Below are 17046 nucleotides of genomic sequence, written 5' to 3' on the forward strand. Positions count from 1 at the left end.
ATTGTCCCGCGGCCGTGGGCCCGGTGATCGGCGGCGCCCATCGTGAGCACATCACGCCTGGGAAGGCCAGGTTTCGTCGAGCGCCGCGCCCGCGATCAGCGCTTCCAGGGATCGATGATATCGCCGGCCGAAGGCGACCTCACGGTCGGCGCGCTGGGCGCCCCGGTCGCCGCCGGACGGGCCGTCGCCACGGGCGGCCTCGCCGGGCTCACGCCCGGTGTCCCGTGCAGGCGGGGCGGGTCCTGCGCGAGCGGCGCGGCCGCGGCGCTCCCGGGCGGAGGCGCGTCGCGCGGGGGCTCGCCGCGCGCGTCGCGTGGGGGCTCGCCGCGCACGTCGCGCGCGCCGCGTGGGAGCTCGTCGGGCGCCCGCTCGAGCGCCGCCGGCGCCTGGAGCGCGCCGGGGGCGGCGGCCTCGGGCGTCGCCTCGCGCGCCGAGGCGCGCAGGGCGCGGAAGCCGAGGGCGATGGCGATGGGCACGAGGACCGCCGCGAGCGCGATGGCGACGCGCGCGCCCATCGAGAGCGCGTCGGCCGGCTCTCGGGGCACCTGGACCGGGCCGAGCATCTCGTCGCGCTCGCGCAGCTTCAGCGGATCGCGGCGCGGGTGCTCGTCCTGGAGCATGGAGGCGGCCGAGCGGCCCGGCGCGTCGAGGGCGAGCTCGATGGCGGCCGCGAGATCGGCCATCGAGGCGAAGCGCTCCTCGGGGCTCTTCGCGAGGCAGCGCATCACGATCGGGCCGAACGCGCCGAGCGCGGAGGCGTCGGGCATCACCTGCTCGAGCGGCTCGGGCGACATGTACATGTGCTTGGTCAGCACGCCCATGTACGTGTCGGCCTCGAAGGGGACGCGCCCCGCGAAGCACTCGTACATGAGGACGCCGAGCGCGTAGAGGTCGGCGCGGCCGTCGATGCGCTTCCCCTCGGCCTGCTCCGGGCTCATGTAATGCGGCGTCCCGAACACCATGCCGATGCGGGTGAGCCGCTTGCCGCCGGCGACCTTCGCGACGCCGAAATCGAGCAGCTTGACGAACTCCTGGTCGCCGTTGCGGACGAGGTACACGTTGTCGGGCTTGAGGTCGCGGTGGATGACGCCCGCGGCGTGCGCGGCCCCGAGCGCCGCCGCGCACTGGAGCATGATCTGCCCGACCCGGTCGGACGGCAGCGTCTTCTCGGTGCGCAGGAGCGCCGCGAGCGAGGTCCCGGTGAGGAACTCCATGACGAAGAACGGCAGCTCCGGCTGCCCCGGCTCGACCTCGATCGCACCGAAGTCGCTCACCGCGACGATGTTGGGGTGGCCGATCGCCGCGGCCGCCTTGGCCTCCTGGATGAAGCGGGCGACGAGCTCGGCGTCCTGCGCGATGTCGCGCCGCAGCACCTTCAGGGCGAAGAGGCGGCCGAGGGATTTGTGGCGCACCTCGTACACCGTCCCCATGCCCCCCTCGCCGACGACCGCCTGGACCTCGTAGCGGCCGTCGATGGTGCGCCCGAGCAGCGGATCGGCGGCCGGGTTCCAGTCGGGCGCGTCGATGAGCGGATCGCCGTCGAACGGGCAGAACCTGGAGTCGCCCGAGAAGGTCAGCTTGCAGGTCGGGCAGCGCCGCGCGCGCGGGATCTGCTTCACCTTCCCCCGGCGCGCCTGGAACATGTCGCCGCGCGTCGGGAGCGCCTGCATCACCGGCAGCCCGTGGCCGCTCATCGGCGGCGCGTCCTCGTGATCGCCCGGCGCGTCGCCGCGCGGGGGCGCGTCGCTGCGGGCCGGCGGCGGCGTGGTCCCGAGGTCCCCGTGCGGCCGCGGGATGTCGTCCCGACGGAACAGCTCGGCAGTCTCGGAGTCGCCGGCGGTCATCTCGGGCTGAGCATCCCCGGCCATGCGGAGCGTTACTGGCACCCCGGCGAGTCTAGCCGAAAGCGCGCGCTGTGTTTCGGATCAGATGGCGGCGTGGGGCAACGGAGGGCGAGCGCCCGCCTCGACGGAGCGCCCGGCGCGGCGGGCAGGGCCATCAGATCTCCTCCAGGATCTTCGCCTTGCGGGCCTGGAACTCCTCGTCCGTGATGAGGCCCTTGTTCTTGAGGTCCGCGAGGCGCTCGAGGCGCTGCTCGATCGACGGCCCCGCGGCCGGGGCGGCCTGCGGCGCGCCCGGGTAGCCCTGCTGCGGCGCGCCCGGGTAGCCCTGCTGCGGCGCGCCCGGGTAGCCCTGCTGCGGCGCGCCAGGATGCTGCATGTGCGGCGGCACGAACTGGGGCTGGCCCTGCGCCGCCATGGCGGGGTTCATCGCCTGCGCCAGGCCGGCGCCGATCGCCACCTGCGCGCCGAGGCCCGCGACGCCGCCGCCGTCGCCGCCCTGCGCCATGCCCTGGCCGGCCCCCATCATCGCCTGGCCGGCGGCGTAGTTCTGCCAGTTGCCCGCGAGCTGCTGGACGTACCGCGCGTCCTGCTGGAACCGCTGATCGAGCTCGAACTGCTTCGCGCGGGCGGAGTCCTGCGCGACGCCGATGCCGCGGCGCGCCTCGCCGCGCGCCTTGTTCGCCTCGCGGAGGAGCCTCTGGTCCTCGGCCGAGAAGTTGATGTTGAAGTTGCCGATCTCGAGGATCTTGCAGCCGATCTCCTCGAGGTTCGGCGCGGACTGCACGATGCGGGCGCCGAGCTCCATGCTCATGCCGCCGAGGTTGAGGAGGCTCTTCTGCTGCTGCGCGCAGACCTGGCCGATCACGGTCTTCACGCTCATGAAGAACTTGCCCTTGATCCAGCTCAGGACGACGTCGTTGTCGCCGCTGCCGCCGCACTGCCCGTGGTAGCCGACGACGAACCGCACCGGGTCGACCACGACAAGCGAGAACTCGCCGAAGATGCGCGGCGTCACGAACTCGTAGAGGATCGGGTCCTCCATCGACTCGAGCGGCCCGCCGAAGGGCACGCCGCGGACCGGCTGCGTCTTGACGAAGAAGATCTCGGCGATGAAGACGTCCCCGCCCGTGAACTTGTTGACCAGGTTGTTCAGGAACGGGATGTTCTGGGTCTGCAGGGTGTGGCGCCCCGTCGGCAGGTAACCGACGTACCTGCCGTCCTTGAAGAAGAGGGCACACTCATCGCTGTCGACCGTGAGCTGGGACCAGAAGGGGACGTTCTGGTCCGGGTGCTTGTAGACGATGAGATGCTTCGCCGCGTCCGGGCGCGCGATCATCATCTCGCGGACGCCGCTCTTCACGAAATCGAAAATCCCCATGTCGCGCTCCTCTGCCTGTGCTGGATTGACGAGCGTGCCCGCGCCGTGCCCCCACCTCGAGCTCCTCTCGGCACGCGGCGCGCTCCACCTGCGCTGTCGGTTATCCGTTGACGATCGCCGCGCGCTTCAGGCACACAGCGAGCTCAAGATAATCCGCAGATCGCGGGGCAGCAATGCCCCCGCCGGGGAGGATCGCATGCCCGTCGCCTCGCTCGCGCCACCTCTGCCACCCTCGCAGGCTCCGCGTCGACCGCCCGCGGGCTCCGTCGCTCGGCGAGCGACGCGCTTGTCTTCCCGGGATTCCTGGCGCGGGGCCGCGCCGAGAGGGCGCCGATGATCGCGCCGATCGACGTCGGCGCCCTCTCGGCGCCCGCGCAGAAGCTGGCGCAGCCGGGAGCGCCGCAGAAGATGCGGGAGATGGCGGCGCGCGGCATCGCCCCCGGCCTCAAGCCGGGCGAGGTGGTGACGCTGCTCGTGCTGCTCGCGTCGCGCGAGGACGAACCCGCCCGCGAGACGGCGGAGAAGACGCTGTCCGCGCTCCCCGAGCCGCTGCTCCAGGGCGCGCTCGGGGGGGAGCTGCAGCCCGCGGTCGTCGATCGGCTGGCCCGCCTCCACGCGGACCGGGTCCCGGTGGTCGAGCGGCTCTGCGCGCTGCCGACGATCGCCGCGGAGACGCTCGAGGAGCTCGCGCGGACCGGGACCGAGGCGGTGACCGAGCTCATCTCCGTCAACGAGGAGCGGCTGCTCAAGAACCCGCGCATCATCGAGAAGCTCTACCTCAACAAGCACACGCGCATGTCGACGGCCGACCGGCTCGTCGACCTCGCGTCGCGCAACGGGGTCGAGCTCGCGGGCATCCCGGCGTGGCGCGAGGTCAGCCTCGCGATCAAGGACGAGCTCATCGCCGAGCCGTCGCCGGAGCCCACGCCCGACGACGTGCTGTTCAGCGAGACGCAGGCGCTCGCGGAGGCCCTCGCGGCCGACGTGCCGGTCGACACCCACGTCGAGGACGAGGAGGGCAAGGAGGAGATCAAGGAGCAGTACGTGCCGCTCTACAAGCGCCTGGCCGACATGACCATGTCGCAGCGGATCCGGCGGGCGATGCTCGGCTCGCGCGAGGAGCGCATGCTGCTCGTGCGCGACTCGAACCGCCTCGTGGCCAGCGCCGCCGTGCGCAGCCCGCAGATGCAGGAGGAGGAGGTCGTCCTCATCACCCGCAACCGGAACATCACCGACGAGGTGCTGCGGATCATCGCGACCACGCCGGAGTGGCTGAAGAGCTACACGGTGAAGCGGAACCTCGTGGAGAACCCGAGGACGCCGGTGCTCGTCGCGACGCGGCTGGTCCAGCACCTGCGCGAGTCGGATCTCCGGGGCATCGCGAAGAGCAAGAACGTCACGTCGCCGGTGAAGGACGCCGCGAGGCGTCACCTCGAGCGGCGCAAGAGCTGACGGCGCGGGCCGCGAGCGGCCGGCGCGAGCGCCGAGCAGGCGGGCGAGCGGCTCGCCTGCGCCGACGCACGCGCGGCGCGCCCGGGGGTGACGCCGGCGAAGCGCGCGCCGGGCGGCGAGCCCCCTTCCCGCCTGGACCCGTGCGCCGCTAGCCTGCGCCCACGATGAGCGACCTGGTCCGCTTCGGTGTGGCGATGGATCGAGCGCTGCTGGCCGAGTTCGATCGGCGCATCGCCGCGCAGGGCTACGAGAACCGCTCCGAGGCGCTGCGGGATCTGGTCCGCGCGGATCTGACGCGCGCCGCCTGGGACGAGGGGGCCGAGGTGGCGGCGACGCTGACCGTCGTCTACGCGCCCGAGGTGCGGGAGCTCGTGCAGCGGATCTCCGCGCTGGAGGAGCAGCACGCGCGCGCGGTCGTCTCCAGCCTGCTGGTCCGCCTCGACGAGGGCCGGCTGCTCCAGGTCATGGCGCTCAAGGGCCGCGGCGCGGCGCTGTCCGAGCTCGCGGGGCAGCTCGCCGGGGCCAAGGGCGTGCTGTCCTGCGCGCTCACGCCGGCCGCGGCGCTCCCGGGCGCGGCGCCCGAGGAGCCGCGCCGGCAGCGGGGCTGACGCGGCCCGTCACCCGGGCGGCTTCAGGATCGTGCCGCTGCCCTCGTTCGCCCAGTAGACACGGGTCTCGTCCACGGCGATCCCGGTCGGCGCGTCCACCGCGATGCCGAGCTGCCTGGTCAGCCCGACGGCCATCCCCACGGGACCGCAGACGCCCTCCGGACAGCCGCCGCCAGCGCCACCCGAGCCGCCCGCGCCGCCCAGGCCACCGGAGCCACCGGCTCCCCCGGAGCCGCCCGAGCCCCCTCGAACCGGAGCTCGCTCAGACCCGAGAGCGCGGTGCACCCGGGCAGCGACACGAGGCTCACGATGAGGAGCGTGACAGTTCGCCGCGACACGAGGTGCCGCACCGTTCGCACATGCATCAGATCGCAGCTCTCCTGAGCTCCTGATCTACGCGTCGTCGCCGGGAATTTCAGCGACTTTCACGGTCGTCTTGGGCGGATCGACGATGAATGTGACAAGGCGCTCCTTGGCCTCGAACTCCTGCCGGTAGATGACGGCCGAGCGCTTGTACTTGAAGGGGCCGATCCGCACGCGGTGCCAGAGGCCGCGGCCCTTGACGTAGGCCGGCTCGACGTACGCCTTGTGACCACGGCGGCGCAGGGCCGCCGCGAAGCCCTCGGCGTCGGCGGGCTCCTTGAACGAGCTCACCTGGAGCTGGTAGCTACCGGGACCGCCCCGCTCGGTCTCGGGCCCCTCCTCGCGCGACACGTGGCGGGCCATCGCCGTGAGCGTGTCGTTCGGAGCCGCCTCGCCCGCCGCAGGCCCGAGGACGTGCTGCGCCGGCAGCGGCACCACGGGGAGCCGGTCCGCGGGGAACGGCGGCCCGGCGTCGGCGACGGGGGGCTGGGCGGAGGCCGCCACCTTCGCGGCCCGCGGATCGCGCACGGCCTCGAGAGCGGTCGTCGGGTGCTCCGCGTCGGAGAGGACCGCCGGGAAGGTCACGTCTTCGCCGATCGTGGCCGGGCGCGGCGCCGGCTTCACGCCGGCCGGGTGGGTGCGCGCGACAAGATCGCCGAGCGGATCGGCGCTGACCGGCCGCTCGCGCTGCGGAGCGCGCAGGAGCGCCACGGCCGCGAAGACGATGCACGCCCCGCCGAGCGAGGCCAGCACCAGCGCGCCTGCGCGCGACGGGCGAGCCCCGGGATCCTCCTCCTGGATCTCCTCGAGGTTACGCACCGCCCCGGTGTCCATGCTCTCGCCTTTGCTGCGCCTCATGCTTCCTCCTCGGCCCGTCTACCCTGCCCGTCCGAGACGCGACAACTTTCGTGTCTCACTTTATCCTACATCCACCGGAGGGGCCTCGACGGAGAGCGCTCGGCGGTGAGCCCGCGCTTCCGCTGGGCCGGGTAGCCTCGCATGCGGGGCGCGCGCGGGGAAAGTTCTCGGCTGCGGGCGCCGGGGCGTGCTGGCGTGCCGGTGATGGCCGCGCACGAGGCGCTCCGCCGAGCGCCTCGCGTCCGCTCACCTCGACCTTGATGGGGCCGAGCAGGTACTGCGTGGCCCCGCCGCCGGCCGCTCCGCGCGTTCGCTGGGCTTTCGCGCGCGCGAGGCGCTATGACTCCGCCCCCATGAAGACCCAGTCTCCGGGGCGCGCCCTCCCTGCGCTCGGCCTGCTGCTGCTCGGTTGCGTCGGTTGCGCCTCCGAACCGCGGACCATCACGGTCGAGGTCGTGCCGGGGCACGAGACGGGCGCCTTCCAGGAAGACCCGCCCGTCGCCCGGGTCGAGGTGACCGCCGCGGCGATCGAGGGCGACGTCACCGTGTCCGCGTCGGCCGCGCCGGGCGGCGCGCTCGACTTCGGCGAGATCCCGGCGGACCGCGCGTACACGTTCGAGGTGCGCGGCCTCGACGCGGGCGGCGCGACCGTGGCGCGCGGGCGCTCCGCGTCGGGCATCCACCTCGCCGCGCTGTCGGGCGAGGTGCTGTCGCTCTTCGCCCAGCGGACCGGCCGGTGGTCGCGGCCGCCGGGCGGGCTCGCGGCGTCCCGCGTCGGCGCGCCCGGCGCGGCGCTCGCGGAGCGCTACCTGATCCTCACCGGCGGCGGCGCCGCCGCCGTCAGCGCCGCGGCGGGCGAGGTGGATCCGGCGCGGATCGACGCGTACGACATCGCCGGGTGGGGCGGGAGCGCCTCCAGCGGCGCGCTCCCGCGGGCGGCGCTGTCGCTCGTCGTCCGTGGGGACCTGCTGCTCGCGATCGACGACGAGGGCGCGACCTGGACCGACCTGGTGGCCGGGCAGAGCGCCGAGGCGGCGCTGCCGATGGGGCTCGGCTCGTTCGCGGAGGTGGCGGGCGGCCGGACGATCGAGGCCACGGACGGGCGCTCGTTCGTTGTCGGCGCCGCGCGCGCGGGCGAGCCCGCGGAGGCGCCCGGCCAGCCGTCGGACGCGGTGCTCGTCGTCGGCGTGGACCTGACGCTCTCGGTGGCGCGGCTCCGGCACGCGCGGGCCGGCGCCGCGGCCGTGTGGGTGGAGGGCGTGGGCCTCGTCGTCGCCGGCGGGAGCGCGGAGGGCGCGGGGGTGGAGGTGCTCGGCGACGGCGCGACCGCGTTCCTGCCGCGGGCGTTCCCGCCGGACGCCGCGCGCGGGGCGGGCGCCGCGGTGACCGGGCCCGGGGAGATCGCGCTCGTCGGCGGGGTCCAGGGCGGCGCGCCGGCGCCGACGCGGCGGCTCGCGCCGGGGTGCGCGGCGAGCTGCGCCGCCGTGGAGGTCGCGGGCGCCGCGCTGCCCGCGGCTGTCGTGGACGTCGCCGCGTTCGCGCTGCCGGGCGGGCGCGTCCTCGCTGTGGGCTCCGAGGCGGGCGACGGGGGGCTGACGAGGAGCTTCGCTGTCGACGTCGCCGCGGCGCAGATCGAGGAGCTGCCGCTGCGGGAGCCGCGGCGCGGCGCGACAGCCGTGCCCGCGCCGAACGGGACCCTCGCGCTGCTCGGCGGGGTCCACCCGGACGGGGCGCCGGCGCTCGCGATCGAGACGTTCTTCCCGGAGTGACCGGCCGACAGGCAGGCTCGTGAAGCGCGCGCCGCGGGCCGCGAGACGTGATAGGCGACCGGCATGTCCACAGATGTCGAGCTCCAGTGTCGTTGCGGAGAGATTCATGGATGGCTGCGCGATGCGTCGCCGAGCACGTCGAACCGCGTCGTCTGCTATTGCGACGACTGTCAGGCTTTCCTGCACCACCTCGGCCGCGCGGAGCTGCTCGACGAGCGCGGCGGCTCGGACATCGTGCAGGTCGCTCCTTCGATGATCTCGTTCGACCGCGGCAGCGAGCTCGTCGCCGCATTGCGCCTCACGCCGAAGGGCCTCTATCGCTGGTACGCGAGCTGCTGCAAGACGCCGCTCGGCAACTCGTTGACGCCGAGCGTGCCGTTCATCGGCATCGTCACCGAGCTGCTCCAGCAGGCGCCGAGCGCGCGCCCGTGCGATGAGGTCTTCGGCGCGCCGCGCGGGCGCATCCTGGGCAAGTTCGCCATCGGCGAGCCGCCGCCCGGGTCGTTGAAGCCGAACGTGCGTCTCCTCGCGCACACGATCCGTAAGTTGATCCGCTGGAAGCTGCGCGGCAACGCGTGGCCACATCCGTTCTTCGATCGCGCGAGCGGCAATCCAAAGTATGCTGTCACGGTGCTGTCCACGGCCGAGCGCGACGCGCTACGCCCGCTGTGCGGCCCGCGCCCCGCGCGCGCATGACGGCGGTCGTCGTACCGCGATCGTCGCTGGCCGACGATCGCGGTACGCTGCGCGGAGAAGAGGGCCATTCCAGCGGATCTCGGCCGAGGAGCGGCCGAGTGGTCCGCTGTGTGGCCCGACGACTCGCCCTACTGGCGAGCGACGCGCTTCAGCGGGTAGGGCGGAGCCTCGCTCTCGGTCATCGTGAAATACCCGGAGCCGTCCGTGTCGTACTCGATGGACTCGCCCTGCCCCTCCACCGTGTTCGTGAGCGCGACGGGCGACGCCGCGAAGGCTGACTCGAAGCTCCCTCCGGCAGGCGCTCGGTACTCGTAGACGGCCCGGTAGGTGCGCAGCAGGAAGCGGTTGGCGCACGGATGGATGGTCCCGGCGGTGACCGACCGGGCGTTCTCGTCCGCGCCCAGGGGGATCTGGAGGTCTGCCACGTGAATCAGCGTGGACATGGTGTTGGGCGCCGGAAGCGGCTTGGGGAACTTGTACACCTTGCTGAGCCCCGTGACGCCGTTCTTCGTGACGACGTAGATGTCCCCCGTCGTCGGGTGCACCATGAGCGCCTCCGCGTTCTGCGGCGTGTCCGGATACTGGAAGGGGAACTTGTCGCCAGACACCGTGCCGCTCGTCTCCCCCGCGGCGATGTTCGGCTCCCGCATGCGGTACACGGCGAAGGTCGTCGGCTCGGGCGGCGGATGCCCGCTCTTCTTGCCGATGTCTCCCATGAAGATGCAGCTCCCCGCGGGGCACGGGCCGGTCGCGATGTCCTCCCAGTCCCACGGGAACACGCCGGCGACGTAGTTCCCGACGACCAAAGCGGCGTTCGTCTTGTTGATCGCGACGAAGTTCGCGTTGTTCTCGCTGTGCGCGTACAGGATGCCCGGGTTGACGCGGCTCGCGGCGAGCCCGGACATCTCGACGATGTCGGTCGACTCCAGCTTCCCGAGCGTTGTGTAGGTGCTGGCGAACGTATCGCCCGCGGAGCAGCTCGGGGCGCCGGCCGGCCTCAGCGTGACGACCTGCGCTGTGTTCGTGTTGGGGAACGGAGAGCTGCCGCTCCACGCCGGCTGCGCGCCCGCAGCGCCGAGCTGCGCGTACGCCGCGTCGAACAGGAGACCCGTGGACGACGAGACGAGGCACGTGTCCAGGGGCTCCGTGAAGCCCGAGGGCGGCTGGATCGGGCTCGCCGGGCAGGCCGAGCCCGCCCAGACCTGCGTGCCGAACCAGACAGCGACGCCGCTCGCCGCCGTCGTGGTGACCGAGGGCGCGGCCAGGGTCGCGGAGTTGCCGTTCTTCTGGCCGCTCACCGCGTCGATCGGGTTCGCGGGATCGGCGCCGCTGAACGCCACGATGCTCCCCGCCACGTAGGCAGAGACGTCGAAGCCGAAGGAGTAGCTCGCGGGCTCCGCGCTGGTCGCCACCTTCCAGAGGACCCAGGACTTGATGGCTGACGCGCTCTGATCCGAGCGGAGCAGCGTCCATCCCGCCGGCGGCGCGATCACCGCCTCCACGTGGTTGCGGTTGGCGATGCGCGCGATCAGGACATCGCCTTGCACGACGCCCGCCGGCTTCGTGACGGCCAACGAGGTCACGTTCTTCGCCGTCGCTGTCGAGCTGGAGCGGAAGGTTACAGTCGAGAGGGGTTGAACGGCCTCGCCCATCTCACCGGCGCTGTCGCCCTCGAGGTCCGTGCCCTGGGGTTCTGGGGAGACGCAGCCGGCCCATCCAAGCAGCGAGAACGCGCCAACGACGCAGGCTCTGGCGCCGAGATTCGTCAAGTTCAACGTCCGTTTCCTTTCGGTTATTGTCAAGCAGCTCTTCAGTCAAGCGGCTCGATAAGGGAGAGGAAGCTAATCACAAAAGACACATGGCGCAACCCGGGTGACGCCGATCGCGGACCATCCTGGGGTGGGTGAGCTCATGAGAGCGTCATTTGCCCTGGATTCGAACGGTCACACTGGCACCTACACAGGCCACATATCGTTCGACGCCGGGATCGACATGGGATGGTCAGCTCATGCGGACATGACACCGACATACACCTTTTGTTTCAGGAGAGAGGCAAATTAAACCACAAGCAAATCAACGAGCTCTCAGCCTGAAGCAGGCTCCGCGGCACAGGCTTGACAACGCTGGGTAATACCGTATTTCATCTCCTCGAGAGCTTTGATCTTGCTTGGTGGCACCATCGCACACGCTCCCTCGCTGATGCGGGTGAAATGATCCCCCGAAAGGAGAACACCTTGAGCTTACGCACTACCGTTCCCACACTGTGTGTCGCCCTGACGGCCGTCCTCGCGGGCTGCGTCGTGGGCGCCGATACGGGCGCTGACGAGGGCGTCGCGACAGACAGCGATCACGTAGGTGACCAGCAGCAATCGCCGCTCGCGGCGGGCTGCACGGTTCGTCTCACGCCGACGAGCCTCGTCGCCAGCGTCGAGCAAGCCGAGAACCCGGCGGCGAAGGTCGCCGATGGCAGCCTGGCCACCCGCTGGTCGGGCCGCGGCAAGGGCGCCTACGTGACGGCGGACCTGGGCGCGAAGCAGCGCATCTGCGGCATCTCTCTCGGCTGGTACAACGGCGGGGTCGATGGGCGCATCTACGACTACGCGCTCTCGACGTCCACGGACGGCCAGAGTTTCTCGCCCCTCTTCGCGGGGAAGAGCCTGCCCAACACCTCGCTCCAGCCTGTCGAGTTCCAGGCCGTCGACGCGCGGTACGTCCGCCTCACGGTCAACGGGAATACAGTGAACGACTACGCCAGCGTGACGGAGCTCCAGATCTCCGGCAGCGCGGCCCCCGCCAGCGCCTTCGTCCATCCGGGCATCCTGGTCGGCAAGGAGCAGCTGGATTTCGTCAAGACGAAGATCGGCGGCGGTGCGCAGCCCTGGACCAAGGAGTACCAGCTCGCCAGGGGCTCGAGGCACGCGAAGCGGGACTACGTCGCCACCCCGGTGCCGGTCCTCAAATGCTCCACGCCCGGCTCGAAGCAGAAAGCCATCGATATGGGCTACGAGCAAGCGGGGTGCAGCGAGATCGTCAACGACGCGAACGCCGCCTATACGCAGGCGCTGCTCGCGTACTACAGCGGCGACGCGCAGTATGCCGAGAACGCGAGGCGCATCCTCAACGCCTGGGCGCGCACGTTGACCGCCGTCCTGTTCGATCAGCCCCGCTTCCCGGACAACAACGGTCAGGTCTACGCCAACGGCAACTTCGCCGCTGGCTGGGCAGGCACCAACTTCCTGCGGGCCGCCGAGATCTTGCGCTACACGTACAGCGGCTGGACGGCCGAGGACACGGCGCTGCAAGAGAACCACTTCAGGACCGTCTACTGGGACCTGATGAAAGACGGCTGGACGGGCGGCGCGAACCGGACCTCCGTGATGAACGAGACGGCGCTCGGCATCGCGATCTTCACGAACGATCGCGAGAAGTACGAGTACGTCGTGAGCCAGGTAGAGCACTCCAGCAAGGCCATGATCTACATGCCGAGCGACGGCCGCCAGCCGCTCTATCCGATGTACCAGGGCAAGCCGCGCTACACCAACGACGCGAAGGGCGATCTCGCGGGGATCTGGAGCAACCCGACGCGCTACATCGCCGGCCTGGAGCAGGAGACCTGCCGCGACCTCGGGCACATGCAGATGGGCACGAGCTCGCTGGCCAACATGGCAGAGACCTTACGCATCCAAGGCGATGCTCGCAGCGCCTACGGCGACGACCCGGTTCATCACGAGAACCGCCTGCGGGAGGCGCTCGAGCTGAACGCCGACTACGTGCTGCAATACCTCGACAATACGGGCAATCGGGTCAACGTCGAGGTGACGCCCGCGGGCTGGATGCCGGCGCGGAACTGGCCATGCAGCAGCTTCTCGAAGAACGCCGGCGGCGGCTCGGCGGTCATGGGCTGGGAGATCGGGTACAACGAATTCCACAACCGGCGCGGGATCAGCATGCCGAAGACCCAGGAGCTCATCACGCGCGTCAGGGCGATGAGCAGCGCTTCCACCCGGGTCGGCAACCACATCGGCTGGGAGACGCTGACCCACGCGGGCGCGCCCTAGCCGCCCCGTCTCATCCGCCCCACGGCGTGCTCGAGCACCCGATCGACCTCGCGCGTCTGCAGCTGGCCGAGCTCGACTGGCTGGCCCGCGGCGAGGCGCGCGCGGCGCGGTAGCCCGGCACGCCAGTGGGCCTTCTCGGCGGACCATCAGCCAGCCTGAGCGCCAACAGCGTCCTGACCGTGACCGAAGCGCGGCGCGAGGACGTGGTTCTCGAGGTGGACGTGCTGAAAGACGTCCCGCTCGATCGCGTGGAGCTCGCCGAACAGCGCGCGATAGCTTCCGCAGGCCCGGTCGGGGAGCGCGAAATCGTCGCTCGCATCACGGAGGGTCCCGAGGAGCTTCGCCACCGCGAGGTGCTCGTCGCGCATCGCCGCGAGGGCCCGTCTTGTTTCCGGGTCGACGCTGGCGCCCGCCGAGCGGAGCGCCGGAAACAGGTTCTCCTCCTCGTCGTCGAGGTGCGCGAGCAGGGTCTCCGAGAGCTCGCCCACGGCGCCGTCGAGGGCGCGCAACTTCGGGTTGTGCTCCCCGTGAACCCGCGCGACCTTCGCCGCGAGCGGTCGCACGAACGGCAGCGCCTTTCGCAGATACGCGTGGTGCTTGCCCACGATGTGATCGATGAGCGCGGGCGTCGAGACATCGCGCATCGCGACCGGCGTGTCGCCTCGCCGTTCCGCGATGGCTCGCTCGAGCTGCCTCACCGCGCGCGTCCGGCCCCTTCGTTCCGGTCAACGTCGCGGCCTTGCCGGCCGAGCTCCTCGAGTCCGAGCTCTTCGGGCACGGCAAGGGAGCCTTCACCGGCGCCACGCAAATTCGGCGCGGGCTGTTCGAGGCGGCGAGCAAGGGAACGCTCTTCCTCGACGAGGTGGCCGAGCTGCCTCTGCCGCTGCAGGCCAAGCTGCTGCGCGCCCTGCAGGACGGCGAGATCCGGCGCGTCGGCGAGAACCAGGCCTTCGAGAGCGACGTCCGCATCGTCTGCGCGACGCACCGAGATCTCCTGCAGCGCGTGCGAGGGGGTGCCTTCAGGGAAGATCTCTACTACCGCCTCAAGGTTCTCTCCGTGCAGGTTCCGCCCCTCCGTGAGCGGCGAGACGACATCCTCCCGCTCGCGTGCCGCATGCTGGGCGAGGAGCGCACCAGGGCACATGGCTTCACCGACGCCGCGATGGCCGTGCTCCTTCGCCACCCCTGGCCGGGCAACGTGCGCGAGCTGCAGAACGCCGTGAAGCGCGGCGCTCGCGACCGGCGCGTCGATCGACGCCGAGGACCTCCCGGAGGAGCTGCTCACGGCGCCGCCCTCACCTCGCGCGCCCGTCGCGCTTCGGTCGCTCGCGGAGGTCGAGCGAGAGCACATCCTCCGCGTTCTCGATGCTTGTGGCGGCTCTCAAGCGGAAGCCGCGCGCGTGCTGGGGGTCGGGCGCAACACGCTCTGGCGCAAGCTGCGCGAGTACAGCGCGAGCTGATGGCACGTCTCCTGCCTCAGCATCTCGTGAAAGCGTCCCGTGAAAGGAGTCGCCCGTGCTCTCGACCCAGCTTGTCCACCACCTGTCGCTCGAGGTGTCGTGCCCCGCGTGCCCGGAGACCTACGCGGTCCGGCTCGACGTCGTCGAGCAGAGCCAGGGCCTCCTCGACGGCGGCGCGCTGCAGGGACCGGAGCCGTCATGAAGCGCGATCGGCGGCTCCGTGGTCTGTCCTCCGAGCATCACCACGCCCTCGTCCTGGCCCGCGTCATCGAGCGGCAGATCGACTCCTGGTCGACGTCGGACGGCGCACGCCTCCGCGAGCAGTTCGATCGGCAGCTCGAGCCTCACTTTCTCGCGGAGGAGCAGATCCTCCTGCCCGCGTTGCGCGCCGCGGGCCGGCTCGACCTCTGCGAACGCGTTGAGCGCGACCACGCCCGCCTGCGACGCGCGGCCATGTCGGCGTCGGCGGGCGACGCGAGCGCCGCTCGGGCGTTCGGAGCAGAGCTCGCCGAGCATGTGCGCTTCGAGGAGCGGGACCTGTTCCCCGCGTGCGAGTCGCTCCTCGCCGACGAGATCCTCGACGAGGTCGCGCGCCGAGGGCCCAGGGAGGATTCATCGTGCTCGTGATCCTCGGCTCGCCGTCACGGGGACGCGCTCGGACTCCCACGCGAAGAACCCGCGAGCGCGGACGCACGCGTCGGCGATCGCGTGCGCGGCGGTGATCCGGCTCTCCAGGGAGGCCGCCTCGAAGAACCGGCGCGCCGAGCCGGCGACCTCGGGGTCGCGCTTCTCGAGCTCGGCGAAGAGCTCCTTGGTGCGCGGCAGGACGCCGTTTCGGGCCCGGAGGTGGTAGCGGACCATCGCGAGCACGGCCTCGGCCAGCAGGGCGCTGGCCATCGCGGGGTCGCGCTCGACGATGTCGAGGGCGTCCTCGAGGAGCGTCGCGGCGCTGTACCGCTCCCACGTGTCCTGGTCCGGCGTGAGCGCGGCGCGCCTCGCGAGCCACGCGGCTGACTCCGCCCTGAGCTCGTCGAGGAGCGGAGATCCCAGGACCGGAAAGCCGGTGGCGAGCATGTGCGCGGTGCACGGCCGACCGCTCTGGTGCTCGGCGGCCCAGTACTCGCGGACGGCGGCCGGAGGGTTCACGAAGATCTCCGCGGGGACGTCGCCGAACCAGCGCTGCAAGCGCTGCTTGTACGGGGCGCTGTGGATCACGAAGATGTCGAGATCGCTCGACGCGTCGCCGCAGCCGCGGACGATGGATCCGGCCGCGACGATCGCGAGCGGCTCGAACCGCTCGAGCACGAAGTCGACCGCGGCGCGGAGCGCGCTCGCGTACCTCGGCGAGAGGTCTGGCCAGCGGCATCGCGCGAGCGCGTCGTCGGCCGCGGCCGCGCCGGGCCCGGCGCGCGCCCGCGCCTCACCGCGCGCCCGGTACACCGCGCGCAGGTCCTCCGCGATCGCCCCGAGCCGCGCCCGCAGCGCCGCCGGCTCCAGCACCTCGACGCCCCTGCCCAGACCGATGAGCTGCGAGACGGCGATCGACTCCCGCTCGAAGTCGACCGTCACGGTCCTCGTCCCGTCGCGCCCGCGGCTCCCCTGCCCCCACCGCGCGTGCTCGCCGCTGGGCCGGACCCGCCGGAGCGCCGCTTCGCCCTCCTCGCTCGCGCGGAGCGTCGCCACGTAGCTCGCCCGGCGCTCCGCGAACCGCTGACACCATTCCTTCCAGCAGCTCGCGAGGTCGAACCCCTCGGGCCGCGCAAACCCCTCGTCGAGGAGCCGCGCCCCCTCCACACGCGCGCCCCGGAACATGCTCGGCCCGCGCGCCGTCCCGGCCACCAGGTACCAGCGGTCCGCCTTGATCACGAGCCCGTACGGGTCCACCACCCGCTCGCTCGCCTCGCCGTCGAAGTCCCGGTACGCGAGCCACACCTTGCGGTCCTGCCAGACCCCCTCCCGCAGCACGTCGAGGTGCGGCACCGCCTCCCTGCCCTGGAACCACCCCGACGAGTCCACGTGGAGCCGCTGCCGCGCGTGCTCCGCGGCGGACCGCTGCACCACCGGGAGCGCCGCCGACAGCTTGATCAGGCCGCTCTCCAGCGCCGCCGACAGGCCGATGTCGGCCAGCGCGCCCGGCGCGGCCACCGCGGAGAGCGCCTGGACCTCGGGCTGCGTCAGCCCCGTCAGGCTCGTCTGCCACCCCTCCAGGAGCGCGATCCCGCCGTTCGGGCCGCGGTTCGCATAGACAGGCACGCCCGCCGACGAGAGCGCGTCGAGATCCCGGTAGATCGTCCGCGCGGAGACATGGAGGCGCCGCGCGAGATCCTCGGCCGTGAGCTGCCGGCCTTTCGCCTGCTGGAGGAGCAACATCAAGCTGAGCAGCCGATCCGCGCGCACGACGTCCGTCCTTGATCCTGACCTCGATCCGACCCCGATTCGACCGGCTCCCACCCTACGCGTAATTCATGACAGAAGGTGTCATGAATCGTCCCGTAGCCTCCCGGATGATGATCGGAAGCGGCGGCGCCGCAGCACGCGCGACGCGCGATGCGCGATGCGC

15 protein-coding genes and 1 pseudogene are annotated in these 17046 nt (G+C 71.8%); 9 read left to right on the forward strand and 7 right to left on the reverse strand.

Annotation, left to right across the window (positions count from 1 at the left end; all coding sequences use genetic code 11):
* Positions 1–95 precede the first annotated feature (95 nt).
* Together WMF42_RS18385 and WMF42_RS18390 are read right to left on the reverse strand one after the other, a co-directional pair.
* On the reverse strand, positions 96–1868 hold the full coding sequence (locus WMF42_RS18385) for a protein kinase domain-containing protein (RefSeq protein ID WP_437693367.1): 1773 nt from the start codon (positions 1866–1868) through the stop codon (positions 96–98).
* 130 nt (positions 1869–1998) lie between these two features.
* Positions 1999–3222, reverse strand: a complete 1224-nt coding sequence (locus tag WMF42_RS18390) for an SPFH domain-containing protein (RefSeq protein ID WP_061608273.1) — start codon at positions 3220–3222, stop codon at positions 1999–2001.
* 333 nt (positions 3223–3555) lie between these two features.
* Here WMF42_RS18390 and WMF42_RS18395 point away from each other — a divergent pair, with 333 nt between their 5' ends.
* Positions 3556–4674 (forward strand): hypothetical protein, encoded by a 1119-nt coding sequence (locus WMF42_RS18395; RefSeq protein WP_061608272.1) that lies wholly within the window; start codon positions 3556–3558, stop codon positions 4672–4674.
* A gap of 164 nt (positions 4675–4838) precedes the next feature.
* Positions 4839–5282: a nickel-responsive transcriptional regulator NikR gene (nikR, locus tag WMF42_RS18400; protein ID WP_061608271.1), complete on the forward strand. Its 444-nt coding sequence runs from the start codon at positions 4839–4841 to the stop codon at positions 5280–5282.
* A gap of 9 nt (positions 5283–5291) precedes the next feature.
* Here nikR and WMF42_RS18405 read toward each other — a convergent pair whose 3' ends face one another.
* Together WMF42_RS18405 and WMF42_RS18410 are read right to left on the reverse strand one after the other, a co-directional pair.
* Positions 5292–5417, reverse strand: coding sequence for a hypothetical protein (locus tag WMF42_RS18405; RefSeq protein ID WP_437693368.1), 126 nt, complete (start codon positions 5415–5417; stop codon positions 5292–5294).
* A 258-nt stretch (positions 5418–5675) separates the two neighbouring features.
* The gene (locus WMF42_RS18410) at positions 5676–6503 is read right to left on the reverse strand and encodes an SPOR domain-containing protein (protein ID WP_437693369.1); all 828 of its coding nucleotides are present in this window, start codon (positions 6501–6503) and stop codon (positions 5676–5678) included.
* Positions 6504–6856: 353 nt separating this feature from the next.
* Between WMF42_RS18410 and WMF42_RS18415 the strand changes: the two genes are divergently transcribed.
* Both WMF42_RS18415 and WMF42_RS18420 read left to right on the forward strand, forming a co-directional pair.
* On the forward strand, positions 6857–8272 hold the full coding sequence (locus WMF42_RS18415; protein ID WP_437693370.1) for a hypothetical protein: 1416 nt from the start codon (positions 6857–6859) through the stop codon (positions 8270–8272).
* Positions 8273–8335: 63 nt separating this feature from the next.
* On the forward strand, positions 8336–8968 hold the full coding sequence (locus tag WMF42_RS18420; RefSeq protein ID WP_437693371.1) for a DUF6151 family protein: 633 nt from the start codon (positions 8336–8338) through the stop codon (positions 8966–8968).
* Positions 8969–9096: 128 nt separating this feature from the next.
* Here the strand turns inward: WMF42_RS18420 and WMF42_RS18425 are convergent, their stop codons facing one another.
* On the reverse strand, positions 9097–10743 hold the full coding sequence (locus WMF42_RS18425; protein ID WP_437693372.1) for a cell wall anchor protein: 1647 nt from the start codon (positions 10741–10743) through the stop codon (positions 9097–9099).
* A 459-nt stretch (positions 10744–11202) separates the two neighbouring features.
* Here WMF42_RS18425 and WMF42_RS18430 point away from each other — a divergent pair, with 459 nt between their 5' ends.
* On the forward strand, positions 11203–13026 hold the full coding sequence (locus tag WMF42_RS18430) for a discoidin domain-containing protein (protein WP_233562481.1): 1824 nt from the start codon (positions 11203–11205) through the stop codon (positions 13024–13026).
* Positions 13027–13172: 146 nt separating this feature from the next.
* On the opposite strand, the gene WMF42_RS18435 is transcribed toward WMF42_RS18430, so the two are convergent.
* Entirely contained in the window at positions 13173–13670 is a 498-nt protein-coding gene (locus tag WMF42_RS18435) for a hemerythrin domain-containing protein (RefSeq protein WP_437693373.1), read from the reverse strand.
* Positions 13671–13765: 95 nt separating this feature from the next.
* Between WMF42_RS18435 and WMF42_RS18440 the strand changes: the two are divergent.
* The 4 genes and pseudogenes from WMF42_RS18440 to WMF42_RS18455 form a co-directional block, all read left to right on the forward strand.
* Positions 13766–14041 (forward strand): annotated as a pseudogene (locus tag WMF42_RS18440) (sigma 54-interacting transcriptional regulator); the annotation flags it as partial.
* Positions 14042–14375: 334 nt separating this feature from the next.
* The gene (locus WMF42_RS18445) at positions 14376–14486 is read left to right on the forward strand and encodes a helix-turn-helix domain-containing protein (protein ID WP_437694305.1); all 111 of its coding nucleotides are present in this window, start codon (positions 14376–14378) and stop codon (positions 14484–14486) included.
* Positions 14487–14541: 55 nt separating this feature from the next.
* The gene (locus WMF42_RS18450; RefSeq protein ID WP_434048092.1) at positions 14542–14688 is read left to right on the forward strand and encodes a hypothetical protein; all 147 of its coding nucleotides are present in this window, start codon (positions 14542–14544) and stop codon (positions 14686–14688) included.
* Positions 14685–15113 carry a hemerythrin domain-containing protein gene (locus WMF42_RS18455; protein WP_437693374.1) on the forward strand — a complete coding sequence of 143 codons (429 nt, stop codon included), beginning with the start codon at positions 14685–14687 and terminating at the stop codon, positions 15111–15113. Before WMF42_RS18450 ends, WMF42_RS18455 begins: the two co-directional genes overlap by 4 nt.
* Here the strand turns inward: WMF42_RS18455 and WMF42_RS18460 are convergent.
* Entirely contained in the window at positions 15099–16883 is a 1785-nt protein-coding gene (locus WMF42_RS18460) for a WYL domain-containing protein (protein WP_437693375.1), read from the reverse strand. The genes WMF42_RS18455 and WMF42_RS18460 overlap by 15 nt on opposite strands.
* Positions 16884–17046: the final 163 nt, after the last annotated feature.

This window comes from Sorangium sp. So ce176 (genome assembly GCF_051519835.1).
In the GTDB taxonomy this organism is placed as follows: domain Bacteria; phylum Myxococcota_A; class Polyangia; order Polyangiales; family Polyangiaceae; genus Sorangium; species Sorangium cellulosum_G.

Excerpts from the sequence above, each read along its gene's own strand:
- WMF42_RS18385 (WP_437693367.1), bottom strand. The coding sequence starts at position 1,868 with ATGGCCGGGGATGCTCAGCCCGAGATGACCGCCGGCGACTCCGAGACT.
- WMF42_RS18390 (WP_061608273.1), bottom strand. The coding sequence starts at position 3,222 with ATGGGGATTTTCGATTTCGTGAAGAGCGGCGTCCGCGAGATGATGATC.
- WMF42_RS18395 (WP_061608272.1), top strand. The coding sequence starts at position 3,556 with ATGATCGCGCCGATCGACGTCGGCGCCCTCTCGGCGCCCGCGCAGAAG.
- nikR (WP_061608271.1), top strand. The coding sequence starts at position 4,839 with ATGAGCGACCTGGTCCGCTTCGGTGTGGCGATGGATCGAGCGCTGCTG.
- WMF42_RS18405 (WP_437693368.1), bottom strand. The coding sequence starts at position 5,417 with ATGGCCGTCGGGCTGACCAGGCAGCTCGGCATCGCGGTGGACGCGCCG.
- WMF42_RS18410 (WP_437693369.1), bottom strand. The coding sequence starts at position 6,503 with ATGAGGCGCAGCAAAGGCGAGAGCATGGACACCGGGGCGGTGCGTAAC.
- WMF42_RS18415 (WP_437693370.1), top strand. The coding sequence starts at position 6,857 with ATGAAGACCCAGTCTCCGGGGCGCGCCCTCCCTGCGCTCGGCCTGCTG.
- WMF42_RS18420 (WP_437693371.1), top strand. The coding sequence starts at position 8,336 with ATGTCCACAGATGTCGAGCTCCAGTGTCGTTGCGGAGAGATTCATGGA.
- WMF42_RS18435 (WP_437693373.1), bottom strand. The coding sequence starts at position 13,670 with ATGCGCGATGTCTCGACGCCCGCGCTCATCGATCACATCGTGGGCAAG.
- WMF42_RS18455 (WP_437693374.1), top strand. The coding sequence starts at position 14,685 with ATGAAGCGCGATCGGCGGCTCCGTGGTCTGTCCTCCGAGCATCACCAC.